This window comes from Streptomyces sp. NPDC051740, from assembly GCF_044453165.1.
Lineage (GTDB): Bacteria > Actinomycetota > Actinomycetes > Streptomycetales > Streptomycetaceae > Streptomyces > Streptomyces atrovirens.
In genome coordinates, this window is the sequence record NZ_JBITCL010000028.1 from 62,516 (window position 1) to 84,129 (window position 21,614).

The window sequence follows — 21,614 nt, forward strand, 5'->3', positions numbered from 1 at the left end:
CTCGATGACCTTCGTCAGTACCAACGGCTGTCCAAAGTAATTAGCCTTGTCGTCGTGAAAGGATCAGTCACCGTCCCCGCCCCTGTCCGGCCCGGCGCTCCCCCCGTCGAACAGAAGCGGCCCGTGGAACGCTCTCTGGTCCCGGCACTGTTCGTCTGGGTCGCGCTCAACGTCCCGGCCCTGCTGCTGTCCTCGGGTTTCCCGGACGGCCTGAACATGTGGTGGCAGATCCTGATCGGGGCCGTGGTCACCGGTGCCGCCGTCGCGCTGCACCGGGACCGGCCCCTGGTCTCGTTCGTGCTGTGCCTGGCCCTGTGGTGGACCCTCGGCACGCTGGACAACGACCTGGGGTCCACGGTCCTCTCCCCGTATCTGCCCGCCGTCTTCGTCATCAGCTTCATGCTGGGGCGGCTCCCGGTGCCCATCGCGGCGGTGCTGCCGGCGGTCGGCGGCACGATCGTCGTCGGCTCGGTGCTCGCGGTCGTGGTCCACCTGTCGCTGCCGGTGTGGTTCCTCCTGCTGACCGTGCTGATCTTCGCGTGTCTGCTGCCGTGGCTGGTGGGCCGCTACTGGCAGCAGCGGCACGAACTGCAACTCGCGGGCTGGGAACACGCCCACCAGATGGAGTTGCAGCAGCGCATCCTGGTCGACCAGGCCCGGCTGCGGGAGCGGACCCGGATCGCCGAGGACATGCACGACTCGCTGGGCCACGAACTCAGCCTGATCGCCCTGCGCGCCGGTGCGCTCCAGGTCGCCCCCGGCGTGGACGAGAGCTTCCGGAACGCGGCCGGTGAGCTGCGGGAGAGCACCGCGCGGGCGATGGAGCACCTGCGTGAGATCATCGGTGTCCTGCGCGAGGACGACACGGATTCCCCGCTGGATCCCTCGCAGTCCGGCATCGGCACGCTGATCGACCGGACCCGGGCGTCCGGCGTGCAGGTGGGTCTGGAACACGTGGGCGAGCCGGAGCCGTTGCCCGCCATGACGGACAAGGCGCTGTACCGGGTGGTGCAGGAGTCGCTGACCAACGCGGTCAAGCACGCCCCCGGTGCCGCCGTGACCGTGCGTCTGGAGTACGGGGCGACCGGGGTCAGGGTGACCGTGCGCAACGCTCCGCCGCAGCAACCGCCGGCGGACGACCGGCCGAGCGGGCGGCGCGGGCTGATCGGGCTCCAGGAGCGGGCGCGGCTGGCCGGCGGACGGCTGCACGCCGCTCCGCTGCCGGACGGCGGCTTCGAGGTGACCGCCCGGCTGCCCCGGGTGCCCGAGGCGATCAGGCCCGACGAGGACCCCGCGTGGCTGCCACCGGAGGCCGGGGCGACGGAGGACGGTCTCGCCGACGCCACCACGCATGTGCGCCGGCGCTTCATCACCGCGGTGTCGCTGCCGTTCGGCCTGTTCGTCCTGCTCGTCGTGGGGATGATCGGCTACTACGCGTACCTGTCGGCGTCCACCACGCTGTCCGAGGAGGACTTCACCGGCCTCCGGGTCGGGCAGCCCGCGGCCGAGGTCAACCGCGTCCTCCCGGACAACGACATGAACGATCCGCCGTCCGAGGAACTGCCCGTCCCGTCCGGCGCGTCCTGCAGCTACTACCGTTCCAGTGACGCGCTCTTCGTCCGTGTCGACGTCTACCGGCTCTGTTTCGTCCAAGGGCGCCTCGTGGCCAAGGACGTCATCACCGCCGAGTCCCGGGCCCCCGTGGACAACGGCTGACTCCCTCCCCCGCCTGCGCTCGAACTCGAACTCGAACTCGAAGAGGAGAAGACCATCACTCCCATCACCCTGGTACTGGCCGATGACGAAGCGATGATCCGCGCGGGGGTGAAGGCCATCCTGGCCACCGATCCCGGGATCAACGTGGTCGCCGAGGCGGCCGACGGGCGCGAGGCCATTGCCCTGACGCTGGAGCACCGGCCCGACGTGGTGCTCATGGACATCCGTATGCCCGTCATGGACGGGCTCGCCGCCACCGCCGAGATCAAGCGGCAGGTGCCGCAGACCTCGGTGCTCGTGCTGACCACGTTCTCCGAGGACTCGTACGTGGCCCAGGCGCTGGGCGACGGCGCCAGTGGTTTCATGCTCAAGTCCGGTGACCCGCGGGAGCTGTTGACTGGTGTGCACGCCGCGGCGGCCGGTGCCTCCTACCTGTCGGCGAAGGTCGCCGAGCGGGTCATCGCCGAGCTCAACCGCGGCTCCGGACGCCAGGCCGAGTCGCGCGCCGTCGCCGCGCAGCAACGGGTGAGCGCGCTGACCGATCGGGAGCAGGAGGTGCTCGCGCTGGTGGGCAGGGGCCTGTCCAACGCCGACATCGGCAAGCGGCTCCACGTCGTGGAGGGCACCGTCAAGAGCTACGTCAGCGCCATCTTCACCGCGCTGGGCGTGCGCAACCGGGTGCAGGCCGCGATCATCGCGTACGAGGCCGGGCTCGTGACCGACCGGGACGCGTGACACGCGTCGTACCCCGGGCGCTTCGGTGCCCGGGGTACCACGGCGGGAACGGAGAAGGAAAAAGAACCGGGGCGCCGACCACCGCGACGGGGGATTCCCGGTGGTCCGGCGCCCCGTACGCCCCGACCTGCCCGGGACGCGTTCTCAGGGGTGACGCGGGGTCACGCGTCGCGCTTGCGGAAGGCGTAGAAGCCCAGGAGCAGGGAGCCGAAGGCCCACAGGGCGAGGAGCAGCAGCCCCATGGCGGGTCCGTACGGCGTGGTGTCCGCGTTCATGAAGACGGTGCCGGCGGAGTTGGGCATCCGCTCCGCGAGCGACACCAGCGGGTCGATGTCGGAGGCCTGCAGGATCACCGGCAGGACGGTGAGCCCGACGAAGACCAGGGTGAGCGTGCCGGCCGCGCTGCGCACGGCCACGGCGACCCCGATCGTGAGCACGGCGACGAGCGCGAGGTAGCCCCCGATCCGCAGGGCACTGCCCAGGGCCTCGCCGCCGGCCGCGTCCGCCTCGTCGCCCAGGGACATCGAGGAGACCCCCACGCCGATCAGGCCGAACCCGATGCCGGCGAGCAGACTCACCGCACCGGCGACCGCGGTCTTGGCCGCCAGCAGCCGGCCTCGCATCGGCACCGACTGGAGTGTCGTGCGGATGCTGCCGGCGGCGTACTCGGCCGTGATCATCAGCATCGCCAGGGCGATCAACGCGAACTGGGCCACGTACACGGTGGCGACGGCGACCTCGCCGACCGGCACCAGGGTGCCCTTCTTGTTGTTGTTCGCCATGGTCGCGCCGATGATCGGGGTGGTGACCAGCATCAACCCCGCGCCACCGAGCAGGCACCACCAGGTCGACTTGACGGACCAGAGCTTGATCCATTCCGCTGCCACGGCGCCGGGGAGTCCACCGCCGGAAGCACGGACGGCCGGGCCGGAAGTCGTGGCGGGCATTGATGTCGTCATGACCAATTCCTTGTGCTGTGTCAACGGTTCGACGTGGTCGCGTGGGATTCTGCCGCCGGTTCCGGGCGGGGTGTTGCCGGGGTCGCGGCACAGAGCACCGCTTTGAGGGCCGGGCGTTGCCGCAGCCGGGCGACGGCCCAGGTGCCCGGGATCACCGTGATGAGCAGGAGCAGTGGGGCCAGCACCACGCCGAGCAGGGCACCGGCGGCCACGTCGTGCAGGTAGTGCACGCCGACGTAGACCCGTGACAGTGCGGCGAGCACGGCGAGGGGGAGGGCGAAGGCGGCCACGAGGCGCCAGGTGATGAAGAACGTCGCGGCGGAGGCGGCGGCGATCACGGAGTGGTTGCTCGGGAAGGACCAGTCGCCCGGCGCCGGACATGTGGCGATGGTACGGACGTTCGGTATGTCGCGGCAGGGACGTTCCTCGTGCAGCCAGACCTTGATGATCTCGCTCAGCCCGTACACCACCACGACGGCGGCCGGTGCGAGCAGCGCCCCGGCCATCGACCGGTGGTCACGGCCGCGGGCCCGCCACCACTGGAGGACGAAGAGCACGGCGAAGACGAGGATGCCGAGTTCCGTGCCGATCTCGCCGGCCGTCTGCATCCAGCCCGGCGTGGTGGCCGCCCATTCCGTGATGTCCCGGTAGACACCGACGCCGTACTCGGGTCCGGCTTTCGCGAGGTGTACGGCTGGAGTCGTCGTCTCTGGCATCAAGCCCCCGCCCCCGGGTGCTGGTGATGACCGGATGCGGCTCCGAATTCGACACTGTCCGCAGTGAGTTCCATGTACGCCTGCTCGAGGGACGCCTCGACGGTGCGGACTTCGTGCAGCCGGACACCCATCTCGAAGGCGATGTCGGAGACCCTGTCCACGGTGAGCCCCGTGATGTACAGCTCGTTGTGGCTCTCCCACCGGGTGGGCACCGACCACTCGTGCAGCTGGGCCATGAGCTTCTGCAGCCCCGCCTGCTCCGGGCCGCGCACCCGCACGGCGTTGAGGGAACTGCTCTCGATGAGCTCTTGGACGGACGTCTCGGTGATCAGCCGGCCCTTGCCGATGATCACCAGGTGGTCGGCGGTGAGCTGCATCTCGCTCATCAGGTGGCTGGAGACGAAGACGGTGCGGCCCTCGGCGGCGAGTCCGCGCATCAGGCCGCGGATCCAGCGCACGCCGTCGGGGTCGAGGCCATTGACCGGCTCGTCGAACATGACGACGCCGGGGTTGCCCAGCAGGGCGCCGGCGATACCCAGGCGCTGGCCCATGCCGAGCGAGAAGGAGCCGGCGCGGCGGCCGGCCACGGAGGTGAGACCCACGGTCTCCAGGACCTCGTCGACCCGGCGGGCAGGGATGCCGTTGGTGCGGGCGAGGGCACGCAGATGGGCGCGCGCACTGCGGCCTGGGTGCACGGCCTTGGCGTCCAGCAGGGCGCCGATCTCCCGCAGCGGGTAGGCCAGCTCGGTGTAGGGCCGGCCGCCGACGAGCGCCTGGCCGGACGTGGGATGGTCCAGGCCCATGATCATCCGCATCGTGGTGGACTTACCCGCACCGTTGGGCCCGAGGAACCCGGTGACCTTGCCCGCCCCGATGGTGAGGGACAGGTTGTCCACGGCGGTCTGGTCGCCGTACCTCTTGGTCAACCCCTGCAGGGTGATCATGGATGAATACTCCCAAGCCGTTCAGCTTCTCTGTCTCACCGAGAATCTACGCTCTGGCCAGGCACAATCGCATCGGCCCAAGGGAAGGCATTCACCCTTACTTTAGTCAGGACTTCCACCAAGACCTTAGGCAACCGTCCGTTGACTCTTGCCATGATCCGCCCGGACGGCGCAGAGTGGAACGGCACTTCTCAGCCGCACCCAGCGACCGTCCTTCGTCTCACTTCCCCGTTCCCATCGAAAGGTAGTTTCGCGCTGCCCGAAAACGGTAGGCGCACCACCCTCAACCTCATCTGGGGAGCCATGTCTCAGCTCATGAACGAACCCGGTACAGAGGAATCCGCACCCAACGACCCGGTGCACGCCGTCCGCACCTACTACCGTCTCGTCGACTCCGGCGACGTGCCCGGCCTGGTCCGGCTCTTCGCACCCGACGCCGAGTACCACCGCCCCGGATACGACAAGCTCACAGGCCGTGCGGAACTAGAGCGCTTTTACCGCGAGGACCGCGTCATCGCCGACGGCACGCACCGTCTGTCCAAGATCGTGAGCCAGGGCCGCGACGTGGCGGTGCACGGCACCTTCGAAGGGGTGCTGCACGACGGAACGAAGACTTCCGTGCGATTCGCCGATTTCTTCAGTGTAAACACCGTCGGCACATTCTCGCTGCGCGAGACATTCTTCTACGCACCGCTCGTCTGAGCCGGCCGCGAAAGACACCGGGGGATTTTCTTCGTCATGCGTCAATTCGATGCAGCCGCTGCCGAGTCCGACCGAATACCTTTCGGGGAACAGTTCACCCCGCACATGGTCACCGCCGAGTGGACCGAGCGGGACGGCTGGTCCGAGCCACGGCTGAGCCCGTTCGGGGATCTGTCCATGTCCCCGGCCATGGTCGGCCTGCACTACGGCCAGGTCGTCTTCGAGGGCCTGAAGGCCTACCGCCGGGACGACGACGCGGTGGCCTGTTTCCGGCCCGCCGACCACGCCGCCCGACTCCGGCGCTCCGCGGAGCGGCTGGCCATTCCCGCCCTGCCCGAGGAGAGCCTGCTCGCGGCCGTGGACCTGATCCTCGAAGCCGACGGCGGGTCTCTGCCGCAGCGGCCCGGACTGAGTCTGTACCTGCGCCCGGTCCTCTACGCGAGCGAGGCGAACCTGGCGCTGCGTCCCGCCCGCAGGTACGCGTTCCTGCTGATCGCCTTCGTCACGGGAGGGTTCTTCTCCGACCGTCCGGACCCGGTGCGGGTCTGGGTCGGGCGCGACCACACGCGCGCGGTCCCGGGCGGCACCGGCGGCGTGAAGTTCGCCGGGAACTACGCTCCGTCGTACGCCGCCCAGGAGCAGGCGCGCCAGGCCGGCTGTGACCAGGTGGTGTGGCTGGACCCCGTGGAGCGCCGGTGGGTCGACGAACTCGGCGGCATGAACCTCTTCTTCGTCCGGGGCGGCGGCCCGTCGGCGCAGCTGGTCACGCCGCCCGCGACCGGAACGCTGCTGCCCGGTGTCACCCGGGACTCGCTGCTGCACCTGGCCGGTGCGCGCGGACTCGACGTCCGCGAGGAGCCGCTGTCGATCGAGCAGTGGCAGGCCGAGTGCCTCGACGGCACGATCACGGAGACCTTCGCCAGCGGCACCGCCGCCGTCGTCACCCCGGTCGGCGAGGTGCGCGACGGCACCGAGTCGTGGCAGGTGGGTACGGGGCTGGCGGGTCCTGTCACGCTCGCCCTGCGCGACGCGCTGGTCGACATCCACACCGGACGGGCGCCCGCGCCCGAGGGCTGGCTGCGCACGGTCGGCATCCGGGGTGCGGGCCTCGGCCGGCCGGCGCACCGGGAGAGCCTGGTCGGCTCCGGTCAGTGAACACCACGGCCGACGCCGGGTCCTGACCCGCCGGCCGTCCATCCAAGGCGGTCTGAAGGAACAGGGGGAGTTCCATGCATTCCGACGTGCGTCCGGCACGTGTCGTCATCAAGATCGGCACGTCGTCGCTCATCTCCGCGGGGGCACCCGACCCCGCGAAACTGTCCGCCCTCGCCGACTCGGTGCTACGGCTGCACGAGGACGGCGTCCGGCCCGTGCTGCTCGCGTCGGGAGCCATCGCCCTGGGCACCGCCCAGCTGCCGCCGGACGCTCGGCAGGGCGACGCGACACGCCAGTTGGCGGCCTCCGTGGGGCAGGGCCTGCTCTTCGAGGCGTTCCGGCGCAGCCTCGCGGAGCGGGGCCTGACCGCCGCGCAGGTCCTGCTGACCCCGGTCGACGTCACCGGCCCGGAGCACGGTGAGAGCGTCCGTGCGGTGCTGGAGTCCTGCCTCGGGGCGGGGCTGGTGCCCGTCGTCAACGAGAACGACACCGTCATGGTGCGCAACAACGACGTTCTCGCGGCGCTGCTGGCGGTCGCGCTCGGGGCCGGGCAACTGGTGCTGCTCACCGATGTCCCCGCCCTGTACGAAAGCGATCCGCGCCGTGACGCCGGCGCGCGGCGCATCCCCGAAGTGCGTGCCCTGACGCCCGAGATCGAACGGCTCGCGGGCGCGGCGGCAGCCGGCCCGGGCACCGGCGGCATGGCCGCCAAGCTGTGCGCCGCGTGGATCGCCACGCTGGCCGGCGTGCCCACGGTGATCGCGGGCGCGGACGCCGAGGAAGCGGTGGTGCGTGCGGTGCGGGGTGCGGACATCGGCACCCTCGTCCACGCCCGCGACCGGGACAAGCAACCGAGCCTGCGCCTGCTGTGGCGCGCCCTGTCGGCACCGCCGGCCGCGCGGCTGCAGGGCGGCCCGGACATCCGGCGCCTGGTCACCGACGGCGCACCGCTGACGGCACGCCATCTGGACTCCGCGGGTGAGCCGTTCGAGCCGGACGACGTCGTGGACGTGCTCGACCCGGATGGCCGGGTCGTGGCCCGAGGCCGTGCCGGCGTGGGCGCTGCCCGTCTGGCCGGGTCCCCAGTCGACCTGACCGTAATTCACCACACCGAGTACATCAGCCTGTTGGAGGAGTGAGAGTGTCCGCCACCGTTACCGACATCTGCCGGCGCGCCCGTGCCGCGTCCACCGTCATCCGCGAGCTGACCACCGAGGTCAAGGACCAGGTACTGCGCGAGATGGCCGACGCGATCGACGCGGCGGCCGAGGCGCTGAAGGAGGCCAACGCCCTTGACGTGGCGGCGGCCCGCGCCGCGGGGACCTCGGCCACCCTGGTCGACCGGCTCACACTGACCGACAAGCGGATCGCGGGAATGACCGGGGCGATCCGCACCATCATCGACCTGCCCGACCCGGTCGGGCAGGTCGAGGGCGGCCGTACCCGTCCCAACGGGTTGCGCATCGAGCACGTGCGTGAGCCGCTCGGGGTCGTCGCCGTGATCTACGAGGCCCGTCCCAACGTCACCGCCGACGTGGCGGCGCTGTGCCTGAAGTCCGGCAACGCGGCCGTGCTGCGCGGCTCCTCGATCGCGCAGCACACCAACGCGGCCATCGCCGACGTACTGGCCGAGGTGCTGCGTGCGCGGGAGGACGTGCCCGACGACGCCGTGCAGTTGATCCGGGACACCTCACGCGAGGCCGCGATGGAGCTGCTGCACGCGGACGGTTACGTCGACCTGCTGGTACCGCGCGGCGGCCCGAGCCTGATCCAGACCGTCAAGGACAACGCCACGGTGCCGACCGTGATCGACGGTGACGGCAACTGCCACGTCTACGTCGACGCCAGCGCCGACCTCGCGCGCGCCACGGACATCGTGGTGAACGGCAAGACCTCGCGTCCCAGCGTGTGCAACGCGGTGGAGACCCTGCTTGTCCACCGGGACCTGTCCGCGGACTGGCTGCCCAAGGTGCTGGACACCCTGCAGGGGCTCGGTGTGAGCGTCCGCGGTGACGAGCGTACCCGCGAGGTGTGGCCGGCCGCGGCCGAGGCGCGGGACAGCGACTGGGAGACCGAGTACCTGGACCTGATCCTGGCGGTGAAGGTGGTGGACGACCTCGACGAGGCCGTCCGGCACATCGACCGCTACGGCACGCGCAACGCCGAGGCGATCGTGGCCCAGGACTACGACGTGGCCCGCCGCTTCGCCCTGGCGGTCGACTCGGGCAGCGTCTTCGTCAACACCTCCACGCGCTACTCCGACGGCGGCGAGTTCGGCTACGGCGTCGAGATCGGTGTCTCCACGCAGAAGCTGCACGCCCGCGGCCCGATGGGGCTCGAATCGCTGACGTGCGTCAAGAACGTGGTCTGGGGCAGTGGGCAGATCCGTGTCATATGAGCGTCAGGTGCGCGCCATGACCGCACCCCCGGTACCCGCGAAAGGCGAAACCGCAATGCCCCCGCTGCACCACGCGAGCCTGCTGGACTCGATCCAGGAGGCCTCGTCGATCAAGCTCAACAACCGGATCTACGAGATGCAGGCCGCCGGAGTCGACGTCGTCACGCTCTCCCTCGGGGAAGCCTTCTTCGACCTCCCCGTGCCGTCCTTCGAAGGGCTGCCCACGTCCCGGCTGCACCACTACTCGCACTCGCGCGGTCTGCCGCTGCTGCGGGAGAAGCTCGCCAAGTACCACGCGTCCGCCACGGGCGTGCCGGTCGACCCCGACCACGAGATGCTGGTGACGGCCGGCTCGAAGGCCGCGATCTTCATGGTGCTGACGGCGCTGCTGGAACCGCGCGACGAGGTGATCATCCCGGAACCGCTGTGGGTGAGCTACCCCGACCAGGTGCGGCTGGCCCGCGGTGTGCCGGTGATGACCCCGTGGTACGACACCGTGGAGGACCTGGCCTCCTACATCACCCCCCGCACCCGCGCCATCGTCGTCAACAACCCGCACAACCCCAGTGGCCGCAGGCTCGGCGCCGAGGAGCTGCGGGCGCTGCACGAACTGGCCGACCGGCACGGGCTGTTCCTGATCGCCGACGAGGCGTACCACGAATTCGTGCCGGAGGACGCGAAATTCGTCTCGGCCCTGGCGCTCGACCCGGACAAGCGGCACACCGTCGTCTGCAATTCCATGTCGAAGAACTACGGGATATCCGGCTGGCGCATCGGTTATGTGATGGCCAACCGGCAGCTGACGGATCAGCTCATCAAATTGCAGCAGCATCTGGTGACCTGTGCGCCGACGATTCTCAGCTACTACCTGGCCGAGCATTTCGAGAACATCCTCGAACACACACGGCCGCAGATCCGGCGGGTCGTGTCACTGCGCAACCGAATGGCGGGAATGCTCGCGGAGCGCGGCGTGGAATGCCTTCCCGGGGATGCCACGTTCTATCTGTTCGCCTCGCTCGGCGCCTCCCGGCTGGACTCCGAGGAGTTCGCCGGAATGCTGCTCGACCGGCACCGGGTGGCGGTGGTCCCGGGGATCGGATACGGCGCCTCCTGCGACCGGTTCGTCCGGATCTCGGTGGGCACGGAGAGCGAGGAGCGGCTGGTCCGCGGGATGTCGGCGGTGGCGTCGCTCGTCGAGGAGACGCGGTGAGCAAGACCGTCGCGTTCATCGGCTGCGGGCGCATCGCCCGGGCCGTGGTGGGCGGGCTGATCGCGGCGGGAGGCGCCCCGGAGTCGATCCGGGGCGTCTCCCGTACCGGGGCCGGGGCCCGGGCGCTGAGCGGGGAGTTCGGCGTCCGGGCCGCGACGTCGGTGCGGGAAGCCGTGGACGGGGCGGACGTCGTCGTCCTCGCCGTCCATCCGCACGAGACACCGGCCGCGCTGGGCTCCCTCGCGGGTGCTCCGGCCGGCGACGGTGCGGTGCTGGTGTCGTTGGTGGCCTCCTGCCGCACGGAGGCGGTGACCGCGGCGCTGCCGGGGACCGCCGTGGTGCGCGCGGTGCCGAACGTCGCGGTGGCCGCGCGCCGCGGGGTGACCGTCCTGTCGTCCGGCCCGGGCTGCCCGCCCGGGGCGCTCGACGCCGCCCGGGCGCTCTTCGCGCCGCTGGGCGAGGTGCTGACCGTGCCGGAGGACCTGATGGAGACGGTCAGCGCGCTGTCCGGGGCGGGGCCGGCCCTGATCGCCCACTTCGCGCAGGCGCTGGCCCGGGCGGGCGTGGGTCAGGGGCTGAGCGCGGACACCGCCGCCGCCCTGGCCGCGCACGCCGTACGGGGCACGGGCGCGCTGCTGACGGAGCCCGGTGCCACACCGGATGCCGTCATGGAGCAGGTCGCCTCCCCGGGCGGCATGACCGAGGCCGCGCTGCGCACGCTGGACGAGCGGGCCCTGCCGCAGAGCGTGCGGCAGGCACTCGACGCGGCGGTCCGGCTGTCGCTGGGCCGCCTGCTGACGGGTACCGAGAGCCTCTCGGCGCGCCCCTGATCGCACTGCGGAAAAGCCGCCGGGGGGGGGGGGGGGGGGGGGGGGGGGGGGGGGGCGCGCCGCGCGGGGGCGGGGGGGGGCGGGGGGGGCGGGCCGCCGCCCCCCCCCCGCCCCCCCCCCCCCCGCCCCCCCCGCCCGCGCCCCCCCCCCCCCCCCCCCCCCCCCCCCCCCCCCCCCGGCTCTCTCGTGTCGGCGGCTCAGCGGACCGCCGGCTCCAGGACACCGACCCCGCCGGCCAGCGAGGGGTCGTCGCTCTCCTCCAGAATCCGGTTGCGCTCGTCCACGAAGACCACGCTCGGCTTCAGCTCACGGGCCTGCGCGTCGGCCACGACGCCGTACCCGATGATGATGACGAGGTCGCCCTCATGGACAAGCCGCGCCGCCGCGCCGTTGATCTTGACCATCCCCGAGCCCCGTTCGCCCTCGATGACGTAGGTCTCCAGGCGCGAGCCGTTGTTGATGTCGACAATGTGGACCAGCTCGCCCGGCAGCAGGTCGGCGGCCTCCATCAGGTCCGGGTCCAGGGTGAGCGACCCCACGTAGTTCAGGTCGGCCTGGGTGACCGTCGCCCGGTGGATCTTCGATTTCAGCATCGTCCGGAACACTGCGTGCCCGCCCTTCAGCTCGCGGCGCCCGCGGCGTCCATCGCCGCGATCAGGCTGGCCGGCCGCATGTCGGTCCAGTTCTCGTTGATGTAGTCCACGCAGGTCTGCCGGTCGGTCTCCGGCACGACGACGTTCCACCCGGCCGGCACCTCGACGAAGGACGGCCACAGCGAGTGCTGGCCCTCGTCGTTCACCAGGACCAGGTACTTGCCGTCGGCGTCCTCGAACGGGTTGCTCATCGTTTCATACCCCCTGTGTCGGTGCGGAATTCGTCCGCAGCTCGTTCAACTTCTCAGCAACGACCCGCCCTATCCGGGCGGTGGGTGCCGGCTCCGTCAGCATTTCCTCATGCTCGGCATCCACATCGTAGTTTTCCAACCGCCCTTCCGTATAGGGATTCCAGGCAGTGACGTCACGACGGTCCCTCCTTTCCTCGGAAACCCGGGTCGCTGTGAAGAAGAGCACATCACCGCGGAAGACCTCCGGCTCGTGACGGGGCATCATCCGCACATTGTTCACGTACACATTCTTGACCGCGACGACTTCGTCCGCGCTCAACTCGGCGAGCGCCCTGTTCTCGCGCCGGAGGAATTCGCGGTAGCGCTCCAGCGGGAAGTGGTCGTCGGTCAGTTCGCTCGTCTCGAAGTCGAACCCGACGGCCCGCAGGCTGTTTCCGACGATCTCCGACTCGGAGCGCTCGGGAGCGTCCTGGCCGCGCAGGCCCGACGGGTAGGCGTCCACCAGGCACAGCAGCTCCACCTCGGCGCCCAGCGCCTGGAGCCGGGTGGCGACGGCCTGGGCGACCGGCCCGCCGAACGACCAGCCCATGATGCGGTACGGCCCCTCGGGCCGTATGGAGCGGATCAGTTCGGCGTACTGGGCCGCCATCTCGGTCACCTCGGCGGGCAGCATCGCGTCGCGGTCCCTGATCCCCCGCGCCTGGAGCGCGTACACCGGGGTGTCCGGGTCCAGGTGGGCGAGCAGTCCGGCGTAGCACCAGCCGAGGCCGGCGGCCGGGTGCACGCAGAACAGCGGGGTGTCGGTGCCGCGCTCGCGCAGCGGGAGCAGTTCGGCGAAGGGGTCGTGGTCGGCGCCCCGGTCGAGTTCCTCGGCGAGGCGCGCGACGGTCGGGGCCTCGAACAGGCTCCGTATGGACAGCTCGGCGCCGAGGACGGCCCGGATCCGGCCGAGCAGCCGGGCGACCAGCAGGGAGTGCCCGCCGAGCGAGAAGAAGTCGTCGTCGACGCCCACTTCGGGCACCTTGAGGACCTCGGCGAACAGCGCGCACAGCACTTCCTCGCGGGGTCCGTTCGGAGCGCGGCCGGCCTGTGCCGCGTAGTCCGGGACGGGCAGGGCACGCCGGTCGAGCTTGCCGTTCGGGGTGAGCGGCAGCGCGTCCACGGCCACGCAGACGGCCGGGATCATGTAGTCCGGCAGCCGCTCACCGAGGTGGGCGCGGAGTTCGGCGGTGCCGGGCAGTTCACCGGTCACCACCGCGTACGCCACCAGGCGCCGGTCGCCCGGCCGGTCCTCGCGCAGCACGACCGCGGCCTGGGCGACGGCCGGGTGGGCGGTGAGCGCCGCCTCCACCTCGCCGGGTTCGATGCGGAAGCCGCGCAGCTTGATCTGCTGGTCGGCGCGGCCCAGGAACTCCAGCTGCCCGTCGGCACGGGTCCGCACCCGGTCACCGGTGCGGTACATGCGCTCGCCCGGCTCGAAGGGGCAGGCCACGAAGCGCTCCGCGGTCAGCCCCGGGCGGCCGAGATAGCCGCGGGCCAGGCCGGCGCCGGACACGTACAGCTCGCCGACCACGCCCGGGGGCACCGGACGCAGGCGGTCGTCGAGGAGGTACAGGCCGGTGTTGTCGATCGCCGTGCCGATCGGGGCGGTGGCGGGCCAGTCGGCCGGGTCGGCGGGCAGGGTGGCGCCGGTCGCCGCGTGCGTCTCGCTGGGGCCGTAGTGGTTGTGCAGCAGCAGCCCCGGCCGCCGGCCGAAGAACTCCCGCACGGTCGGGGTGAGGTTGAGCGCCTCGCCTGCCTGGGCGACGTCGGTCAGGCGGGGCAGGTCCGCGCCGAGTTCCGCGGCGGCCTCGGCGAGCGCCTCGACGACCAGGTTGGGCGCGTGCAACTGCTCGACCTCGTGCTCCTCCAGCCAGCGCACCAGGCGCTGCGGATCGCGCCGGACATCCTCCGGGCAGGGCACGAGACGCTTTCCGCCGAGCAGCGCGGAGAGGATCTCGTGCACCGACACGTCGAAGCTGATCGCCGCGAACTGGGCGACGGCCGCGCCGGGCCGGCGCGGGGGCATGGCTTCCTGGTGCCAGGAGATCAGGTTGTCCATGGCCCGGGCCGGCATCAGGACGCCCTTGGGGCGGCCCGTCGACCCCGAGGTGTAGACCGCGTACACCGGGCGGTCCGGGGAGAGCGGTCCGGTGTGCGGCGCCGTGGTGGGCGCGGCGGCCAGGTCCCGGACCGTTTCGGGCGCGTCGAGGATCAGCAGGGGACCCACCTGTGCGGGGAGCCGCCCGGCGACCCCGGCCGTCGCCACCACGAGAACCGGCCGCGCGTCCTCGGTCATGTGCGCGAGGCGCTCCGCCGGGTACTCCGGGTCGAGCGGCAGATAGCCGGCACCGGTCTTGAGCACGGCGAGCAGGGCGACGACGAGGTCCGCCGAGCGGCGCAGGGCCAGGCCCACCAGACGCTCGGGGCCGGCGCCTTCGCGGGTCAGCAGCGCGGCGAGCCGGTTGGCCGCGCCGTCGAGCTGTCCGTACGTCAGGACGGTGTCCCCGTCCTGCACGGCCACGGCCCGCGGGGTGCGGCGCGCCTGCTCCTCGAACCGCTCCGCGAGCGACGCGCCGGGGAGTTGCCGCAGGGCGGGGCGGGCGAGCAGCCGCGCGCGCTCCTCGGGAGCCAGGATCTCGGCCCGGCCGATCGGCTGTCCGGGCGCCTCGGTCAGGACGCGCAGCACCCGCACGAAGCGTTCGGCGAGCGCCTCGGCCGTGGCGGCGTCGAACAGGTCGGCGCTGTACTCCACGATGCCGTTGAGGCCGCCGGGCGTGCCCTTGCCGTCGTACACGTCGCCGAAGGCGAAGAGCAGGTCGAAGCGGGAGACCGCGGAGCCGACGGCCTGGCCCGTCACCTTCAGCCCGGGCAGTTGCTCGATGGCCTCGTGGGCGGCCTGCTGGTCGGTGTTGTTGAACGCCAGCATCACCTGGAACAGGGGGTGGCGGGCCATCGACCTGACGGGGTTGAGCAGTTCCACCAGGCGCTCGAACGGCACGTCCTGGTGGGCGTAGGCGGCCAGGGAGTTCTCACGGACCCGGCGCACCAGCTCCTCGAAGGTCGGGTCGCCGGAGGTGTCGGTGCGCAGGACGAGCGTGTTGACGAAGAAGCCGACCAGGTCCTCCAGGGCGTCGTCGGTGCGTCCGGCGATCGGGGTGCCGATCGGGATGTCGTCGCCCGCGCCCGTCCGGGACAGGGTCACGGCCAGCGCGGCCTGCACGACCATGAAGACGGTCGCCCGGTTCCTGCGGGCCAGTTCGACCACGGCGGCGTGCAGGTCGGCCGGCACCTGGACGGCCGTGCGGGCGCCGGTCTGGCTGGACACCGCGGGCCTGGGCCGGTCGGCGGGCAGGTCGAGTTCCTCGGGCAGGCCCGCGAGCGTCTCCTTCCAGTGGGCGAGCTGGCGGGAGACGAGGCTGTCGGGGTCGTCCTCGGAGCCGAGCGTTTCGCGCTGCCACAGCGTGTAGTCGGCGTACTGCACGGCCGGTTCGCGCCACTGCGGGGCGCCGCCGGCGCAGCGGGCGGCGTAGGCGAGGGCGAGGTCCCGGCCGAGCGGGCGCCTGGACCAGGCGTCGCTGGCGATGTGGTGCACCAGCAGGAGCAGCACATGGTCCATGGGGCCGAGCTCGAACAGGGTGGCGCGTACCGGAAGTTCGCGCGCCAGGTCGAAGCCGTACCGGGCCGCGGCGCGCAGTTCGTCCGGCAGCCGGCCCTCGTCGGTGGTGACGGTGACGAACGGCACCCGGGCGTCGGCCGGTTCGCGTACTTCCTGGTAGGCGCCCTCCGCGTCCTCCGCGAACACGGTCCGCAGCGACTCGTGGCGGGCCACGACGTCGTCAAGGGCCTGCCGCAGCGCGGCCCGGTCCAGGGGCCCGTGGAAGCGGCGCGAGACCGGGATGTTGTAGGTGGGGCTGGGGCCTTCCATGCGGTGCAGGAACCACAGCCGCGACTGGGCGTACGACAGCGGCAGGCGGTCCGGCCGCCGCGTCGGGCGGGTAACCGCGCGGCGGCCGCCGCTTCCGGTGTCCAGGGCTTGCGAAACACCCGCGACGGTCGGCGTGTCGAACAGCTGACGGACCGACAGCTCGACGTCGAGCGTGGAGCGGATACGGCTGACGAGACGCGTGGCGAGCAGCGAGTGGCCGCCGAGGTCGAAGAAGTCGTCGTCGATGCCGACGACCGGCCGGCGCAGCACCTCGGCGAAGAGGGAGCAGAGGATCTCCTCGCGCGGTGAGCGCGGCGCCCGTCCCCCGGGGCCCGCCTCGTACTCGGGCGCGGGCAGGGCCCGGCGGTCCAGCTTGCCGTTCGGGGTCAGGGGCAGGGCGTCGAGGACGATCACCGCGTCCGGCACCATGTACTCCGGCAGCGTGGCCGCGGCGTGCTCGCGGACGGCGGCCGGCGCGGGCGCGGCACCGTGCTCGGGGACGACGTAGGCGACGAGCCGCCGGTCGCCGGGCACGTCCTCGCGCACCACGACGGCCGTGCGCGCCACCTCCGGGTGGCCGGAGACCACGGACTCGATCTCCCCGAGTTCGATCCGGTAGCCGCGGATCTTGACCTGTCCGTCGACCCGGCCGACGAACTCCAGCTCGCCGGCCTCGTTCCAGCGGGCCAGGTCGCCGGTGCGGTACATGCGCTCACCGGGTGCGCCGTAGGGGCAGGCCACGAAGCGCTCCGCGGTCAGGTCCTGCCGCCCGAGGTAGCCGCGGGCGAGTCCGGTGCCGGCGATGTACACCTCGCCCGCCGTGCCGGGCGGGACCGGCTGGAGTCCGGTGTCGAGGACGTGGATCCGGGTGTTCCAGAAGGGGCGGCCCACCGGGATGGCTCCGGCGGGCACCTTCGTGCCGGGTGCGATGGGGTTCTCGACACTGTTCACGGTGGCTTCCGTGGCGCCGTAGACGTTGAACACGGTCGCGTCCGGGTGCCGCGCCCGCCAGCGGTCCAGGGCCTCGCCCACCAGCAGTTCGCCGCCGAGCATCAGCGTCCGGGTGGGCGACACCTCGTCCGGCAGTTCGTCGAGGAGCGCCAGGACGCTGGGGGTGCCCTTGAGGAAGGTGGCCCGCGGGCCGGTCGCGGCGTCCTCGGTGAGTTCCGCGATGTGCACGCGGCCGCCGCTCACCAGTGGTGTGTACAGCCCGGTCACCGTCAGGTCGAAGGAGATCGGCGAGTGCAGCAGGGTGGTGCCGGCGGCGGTCGGGTAGGCCTCCCTGGCCCGCACCAGATAGGCGCCCAGCGAGCGGTGCTCGATGACGACGCCCTTGGGGCGGCCCGTCGAGCCCGAGGTGAACACGACATAGGCGGGGTTGCCCGGGGCCGGCGGCAGCGCACGGTCGGCGTCGCCGAGGTCCGTACCGGAGTACGGCGTGAGATCGACGTCGTCCAGGACGATCCGGGGTGCGGGGTGCTCCGGCAGCGCCGGGGCCAGTTCCCGTGTGGTGACCAGCAGCGCCGGGTCGGCGCTGTCCAGCATGTAGGCGATGCGGTCCGCCGGGTAGTCGGGATCCAGCGGCAGGTACGCCGCGCCCGTCTTGAGTACGGCCAGCAGGCCGACCGCGGCCTGTACGGTGCGCGGCAGCGCCAGGGCCACGAACCGCTCGGGCGCCGCGCCCCGGGCGACCAGCAGCCTCGCCAGCCGGTTCGCGCGCGCGTTCAGCTCGGCGTAGGTCAGGGTCTCCGTGCCGCTCACCACCGCCTCGGCGTCGGGGGTGCGGGCCACCTGCTCCTGGAAGAGGGTGACGACATCGGTCTCGCGGACCTCGCGGCCGGTGTCGTTCCATTCCTTCAGGACCCGGTGCCGTTCGACGGCCGAGAGCACGTCGAGCGTGCCGACGGGGCGCCGAGGCTCGTCCAGGACCGCGGTCAGGACCCGGTGCAGCCGCTCGCTGACGGCCGTGGCCGCCTCTTCGGTGAACACGTCGGGACGGAAGTCGACGCGGAACCGGAGGCCGCGGCCCGGCTTGACGATCAGGCCCAGCGGATAGTGCATGCCGTCCTGGGTCTCCACGCCCGTCACCCGCACGCCGTGCCGGGGTGCCGACGGACCCGGCTCTGTGGCACTCGCCGGGTCGAGCGGATAGTTCTCGAAGACCAGCGCCGAGTCGAACAGCTCACCCACACCGGCCAGTTCCTGGATCCGGGTCAGACCCAGGTACTGGTGGTCCAGGAGCCGGGCCTGCTCCGCCTGGAGCCGGGCCAGCAGCTCGGCGAGCGGCTCCGCCGGGTCCATCCTCAGGCGCAGCGGCAGGGTGTTGATGAAGAGGCCGACCATGTTCTCGACGCCGTCCAGCTCTGGCGGCCGACCGGAGACCGTCACCCCGAACACCACGTCGGTGCGGCCCACCAGCTTGGACAGCACGATCGCCCAGGCCGCCTGCGCCACGGTGTTGAGGGTCACGCCGAGTTCGCGGGCGCGCTCGGTCAGCCGTGCCGTCTCCCGCGGGGTGAGCGTCAGGTCGACCTGCCCGGGGACCACGGGCACCCGCCCGGACGCGGCGGGCGCCACCCGGAACGGCTCGTCGAGCCCGGCGAGCGCCTCCTGCCAGGCGCGCTCGCCCGCCGCACGGTCCCGTCCGGCGAGCCAGCCCAGATAGTCACGGAACGGGCGGACGCGCGGCAGCTGTGAGGTGTCGCCGCCGTTGAGGTAGAGCGCCAGCAGCTCGCGCAGCAGCACCGGACGCGACCAGCCGTCCCACAGCACATGGTGGTTGGTCAGCACGAAGCGGTGCCGGTCCGGCCCGTACCGCAGCAGGGTGAACCGTACGAGCGGCGGCTCGGACAGGTCGAAGCGGCGGGCGCGGTCCTCGTCGAGGACCCGGCGCGCCTCGCGTTCCCGCTCGTCCTGCGGCAACGCGCTCAGATCCACTTCGTGCCATGCCAGGGGCACGTCCCTCAGGACGATCTGGACCGGCCGGCTGAGCCCCTCGTGGCGCAGCGCCGTGCGCAGGTTGGCGTGCCGGGCCAGCAGCGCCCCGGCCGCGGTCCGCAACGCCTTGGCGTCCAGCGCCCCTTCGAGGTCCAGGACCATCTGGACCGTGTAGATGTCCAGCGCCTTCTCGTCGAAGACGTTGTGAAACAGCAGCCCCTCCTGCAACGGAGACAGCGGCAGTATGTCCTCCAACGCGGACCGCTTCATTCCGACGTCCTCCACTCGGCTTCGAGCCGGTCGATGTCGCTCTGGTTCAGCATGGCCAGCGGTACGTCGGACGGGGTGAACCCGCCCGCCGTGTCCTCGGCCGCGTGGTCGGCGAGCGCGCGCAGCGCCCGGAACCATGCCTGGGCCAGCTCCTGCACCTCTTGCTCGGTGAGCAGCCCCTGGGCCCAGGTCCAGGAGGCGAGGAGCTCGGGACCGTCCTCGCCGTCACGGGTGATGGCGTTCAGTTCGACGGCGTGCGTCAGCGGCATTCCGGCGTCCCGGCCGCCGCCGATGCCTGCGGTGCCGGGCGCCGTGGCCCAGTCGGCCGCCTGCTGTTCCCGGGAGGTGAACCTGCCCAGGTAGTTGAACTTGATCTGGGGGCGGGCCAGCGGAGCGAGGATCGCTGCCGTCTTGGGGTTGAGCCGGCGCAGCAGCCCGTGGCCGAGCCCCTTGCCCGGCACCGTCCGCAACTGCTCCTTCACCTGCTTCAGCACCGCGCCCTCGTCAGCGGCCCGGGCCGTGTCGAGCCGGACGGGGTAGGTGCTGGTGAACCAGCCGACGGTACGGGTGAGATCGGCGCCCTGCATCGCCTCCTCCGCACGGCCGTGGGCCTCCAGCTCCACCAGCACGCCGTGCTCCGCCGCCGTTGCCCGCCAGTCACGGACCGCCAGCGCGAAGGCGGTGAGCAGCACGTCGTTGATCTCGGCGTGGAACGCCGCCTGCACCGTCGTGAGCAGGGGTTCGGTCACCTCCGAGGGCAGCTCCTGGGTCAGGTGACCGGTCGTGCCGGCGGTGTCGCGCGCCGGGTCCAGCGCCCGCCCGCCCAGCGGGACGTCCGCGTGCTGGAGCACCCGCGTCCAGTGGCTCAACTCGGCCGTGGTCTCCGGCTCGTGGGCCAGCTCGTGCAAGTGCCGTGCCCAGCGACGCAGCGAGGTGCCGACCGGTTCGAGAGCCGGTTCCCGGCCCGCGGACACATCCCGCCAGGCCTGCGCCAGGTCCGGGACGAGGATCCGTATGGACACGCCGTCGACCACCAAGTGGTGCAGTACGAGAAGCAGTTGCCCGGACAGCTCACGGCCGCGGTCGAACCAGACCGCCTGCACCATGACCCCGTCCTGCGGGGACAGGCGCGTACGGGCCAGTGGCCCGCGCTCGGCCATCAGGGCGCGCAGTTCCGCGTCGTCGAGCCCCGAGGCGTCGATCCGCTCGACGCGGTCCTGGGCGCTCACCGAACCCGGCGCGGTCACCTCCAGCGACCACTCGTCGGTCCCGTCCGGCACGGTGAGCCGTGTCCGCAGGGCGTCGTGGTGGTCGAACACCGCCTGGAGCGCCTTCGTCAGGCTCTCGTGGGTCAGCGTGGCGGGGACCTGTACGACGGTGGACTGGTTGAACTCCGCGAACGGCCCTCCGCGCGAGGCCAGTTCCTTCATGATCGGCGTCAGCGGGACCTCGCCCACCCCGTCGTCCGGTGCCGCCGGGGCTGCCCCGTCGGCGTCCTGGGCGACCTCGGCGAGGTGGGCCACCGTCCTGCACTCGAAGACGTCCCGGGGAGAGAAGCGCAGTCCGGCCCGGCGTGCCGCGCTCACCAACTGGATCGACATGATGCTGTCGCCGCCCAGGTCGAAGAAGCTGTCGTCGACCCCGGCCTCGGGCACGCGCAGAACCTCCGCGTAGAGGCCGCACAGCATCTGCTCCTTCGCCGAGACCGGCTCACGGGATCCGGCGCCGGCACTGTATTCGGGGTCGGGGAGGGCGTGGCGGTCGAGTTTGCCGTGGGAGGTCAGCGGCAGCGCGTCCAGCACGACGACGGCGGCCGGGACCATGTACTCCGGCAACGACTCGGCCAGCGACTTGCGCACCAACTGGGCGTCGACGGCGGGGGCGTTGTCCTGCGGGACGACGTAGCCCAGCAGGCGTCCCTCGCGCACCAGCGCGGCGGCCTGCGCGATGTGCGGATGCGCCGCGAGGGCGGACTGGACCTCGCCCAGCTCGATCCGGTGCCCCCGCACCTTGACCTGGTCGTCCGCCCGGCCCACATACTCCAGCTGGCCGTCACGGTTCCACCGGACGATGTCCCCCGTCCGGTACATCCGGGTGCCCGCCGGGCCGTAGGGGTCGGCGACGAACCGCTCCGCCGTCAGCGCCGGACGGTCCAGATAGCCGCGGGCCAGCACCACACCCGCCACATACAGCTCACCCGGAGTCCCCACCGGCACCGGCCGCAACGCCCC

Annotated in this window: 15 protein-coding genes; 8 read left to right on the plus strand and 7 right to left on the minus strand. The window is 71.9% G+C overall.

Annotated features, from left to right (window positions below; translation table 11 throughout):
* Positions 1 to 123 precede the first annotated feature (123 nt).
* Both ACIA6T_RS31885 and ACIA6T_RS31890 read left to right on the plus strand, forming a co-directional pair.
* Positions 124 to 1,716 (plus strand): sensor histidine kinase, encoded by a 1,593-nt coding sequence (locus tag ACIA6T_RS31885; RefSeq protein ID WP_399449993.1) that lies wholly within the window; start codon positions 124 to 126, stop codon positions 1,714 to 1,716.
* A 69-nt stretch (positions 1,717 to 1,785) separates the two neighbouring features.
* Positions 1,786 to 2,451 (plus strand): response regulator, encoded by a 666-nt coding sequence (locus ACIA6T_RS31890; protein WP_399450014.1) that lies wholly within the window; start codon positions 1,786 to 1,788, stop codon positions 2,449 to 2,451.
* A 161-nt stretch (positions 2,452 to 2,612) separates the two neighbouring features.
* Here the strand turns inward: ACIA6T_RS31890 and ACIA6T_RS31895 are convergent, their stop codons facing one another.
* The 3 genes from ACIA6T_RS31895 to ACIA6T_RS31905 are packed head-to-tail and all read right to left on the minus strand — an operon-like array spanning position 2,613 to position 5,070.
* The gene (locus ACIA6T_RS31895) at positions 2,613 to 3,410 is read right to left on the minus strand and encodes an ABC transporter (protein WP_399449995.1); all 798 of its coding nucleotides are present in this window, start codon (positions 3,408 to 3,410) and stop codon (positions 2,613 to 2,615) included.
* Positions 3,411 to 3,430: 20 nt separating this feature from the next.
* A complete protein-coding gene (locus ACIA6T_RS31900; RefSeq protein WP_399449996.1) occupies positions 3,431 to 4,126 on the minus strand; it encodes a phosphatase PAP2 family protein in 696 nt (231 codons plus the stop codon).
* Positions 4,126 to 5,070, minus strand: coding sequence for an ABC transporter ATP-binding protein (locus ACIA6T_RS31905; protein WP_399449998.1), 945 nt, complete (start codon positions 5,068 to 5,070; stop codon positions 4,126 to 4,128). The genes ACIA6T_RS31900 and ACIA6T_RS31905 overlap by 1 nt, the downstream gene beginning before the upstream one ends.
* A gap of 153 nt (positions 5,071 to 5,223) precedes the next feature.
* Between ACIA6T_RS31905 and ACIA6T_RS31910 the strand changes: the two genes are divergently transcribed.
* The 6 genes from ACIA6T_RS31910 (at position 5,224) to ACIA6T_RS31935 (ending at position 11,365) form a co-directional block, all read left to right on the plus strand.
* Positions 5,224 to 5,772: a nuclear transport factor 2 family protein gene (locus tag ACIA6T_RS31910; RefSeq protein ID WP_399449999.1), complete on the plus strand. Its 549-nt coding sequence runs from the start codon at positions 5,224 to 5,226 to the stop codon at positions 5,770 to 5,772.
* Between the two features lie 36 nt (positions 5,773 to 5,808).
* Positions 5,809 to 6,927 (plus strand): branched-chain amino acid aminotransferase, encoded by a 1,119-nt coding sequence (locus ACIA6T_RS31915; RefSeq protein ID WP_399450000.1) that lies wholly within the window; start codon positions 5,809 to 5,811, stop codon positions 6,925 to 6,927.
* Between the two features lie 74 nt (positions 6,928 to 7,001).
* The gene (gene proB / locus ACIA6T_RS31920) at positions 7,002 to 8,066 is read left to right on the plus strand and encodes a glutamate 5-kinase (protein ID WP_399450001.1); all 1,065 of its coding nucleotides are present in this window, start codon (positions 7,002 to 7,004) and stop codon (positions 8,064 to 8,066) included.
* Between the two features lie 2 nt (positions 8,067 to 8,068).
* Positions 8,069 to 9,325 (plus strand): glutamate-5-semialdehyde dehydrogenase, encoded by a 1,257-nt coding sequence (locus ACIA6T_RS31925; RefSeq protein WP_399450002.1) that lies wholly within the window; start codon positions 8,069 to 8,071, stop codon positions 9,323 to 9,325.
* 55 nt (positions 9,326 to 9,380) lie between these two features.
* The gene (locus tag ACIA6T_RS31930; RefSeq protein WP_399450003.1) at positions 9,381 to 10,535 is read left to right on the plus strand and encodes a pyridoxal phosphate-dependent aminotransferase; all 1,155 of its coding nucleotides are present in this window, start codon (positions 9,381 to 9,383) and stop codon (positions 10,533 to 10,535) included.
* Complete coding sequence (locus ACIA6T_RS31935; protein WP_399450004.1) at positions 10,532 to 11,365, plus strand: pyrroline-5-carboxylate reductase family protein; 834 nt, start codon at positions 10,532 to 10,534, stop codon at positions 11,363 to 11,365. Before ACIA6T_RS31930 ends, ACIA6T_RS31935 begins: the two co-directional genes overlap by 4 nt.
* Before the next feature lie 197 nt (positions 11,366 to 11,562).
* Here the strand turns inward: ACIA6T_RS31935 and panD are convergent, their stop codons facing one another.
* The 4 genes from panD to ACIA6T_RS31955 all read right to left on the minus strand — a co-directional run.
* Positions 11,563 to 11,970 carry an aspartate 1-decarboxylase gene (panD, locus tag ACIA6T_RS31940; protein ID WP_399450005.1) on the minus strand — a complete coding sequence of 136 codons (408 nt, stop codon included), beginning with the start codon at positions 11,968 to 11,970 and terminating at the stop codon, positions 11,563 to 11,565.
* Between the two features lie 14 nt (positions 11,971 to 11,984).
* Positions 11,985 to 12,209, minus strand: coding sequence for an MbtH family protein (locus tag ACIA6T_RS31945; RefSeq protein WP_399450006.1), 225 nt, complete (start codon positions 12,207 to 12,209; stop codon positions 11,985 to 11,987).
* A gap of 4 nt (positions 12,210 to 12,213) precedes the next feature.
* Entirely contained in the window at positions 12,214 to 19,383 is a 7,170-nt protein-coding gene (locus tag ACIA6T_RS31950) for an amino acid adenylation domain-containing protein (protein WP_399450007.1), read from the minus strand.
* On the minus strand, positions 19,380 to 21,614 hold a 2,235-nt coding region (locus ACIA6T_RS31955; RefSeq protein WP_399450008.1), incomplete at its 5' end, for a condensation domain-containing protein. The genes ACIA6T_RS31950 and ACIA6T_RS31955, both read right to left, overlap by 4 nt.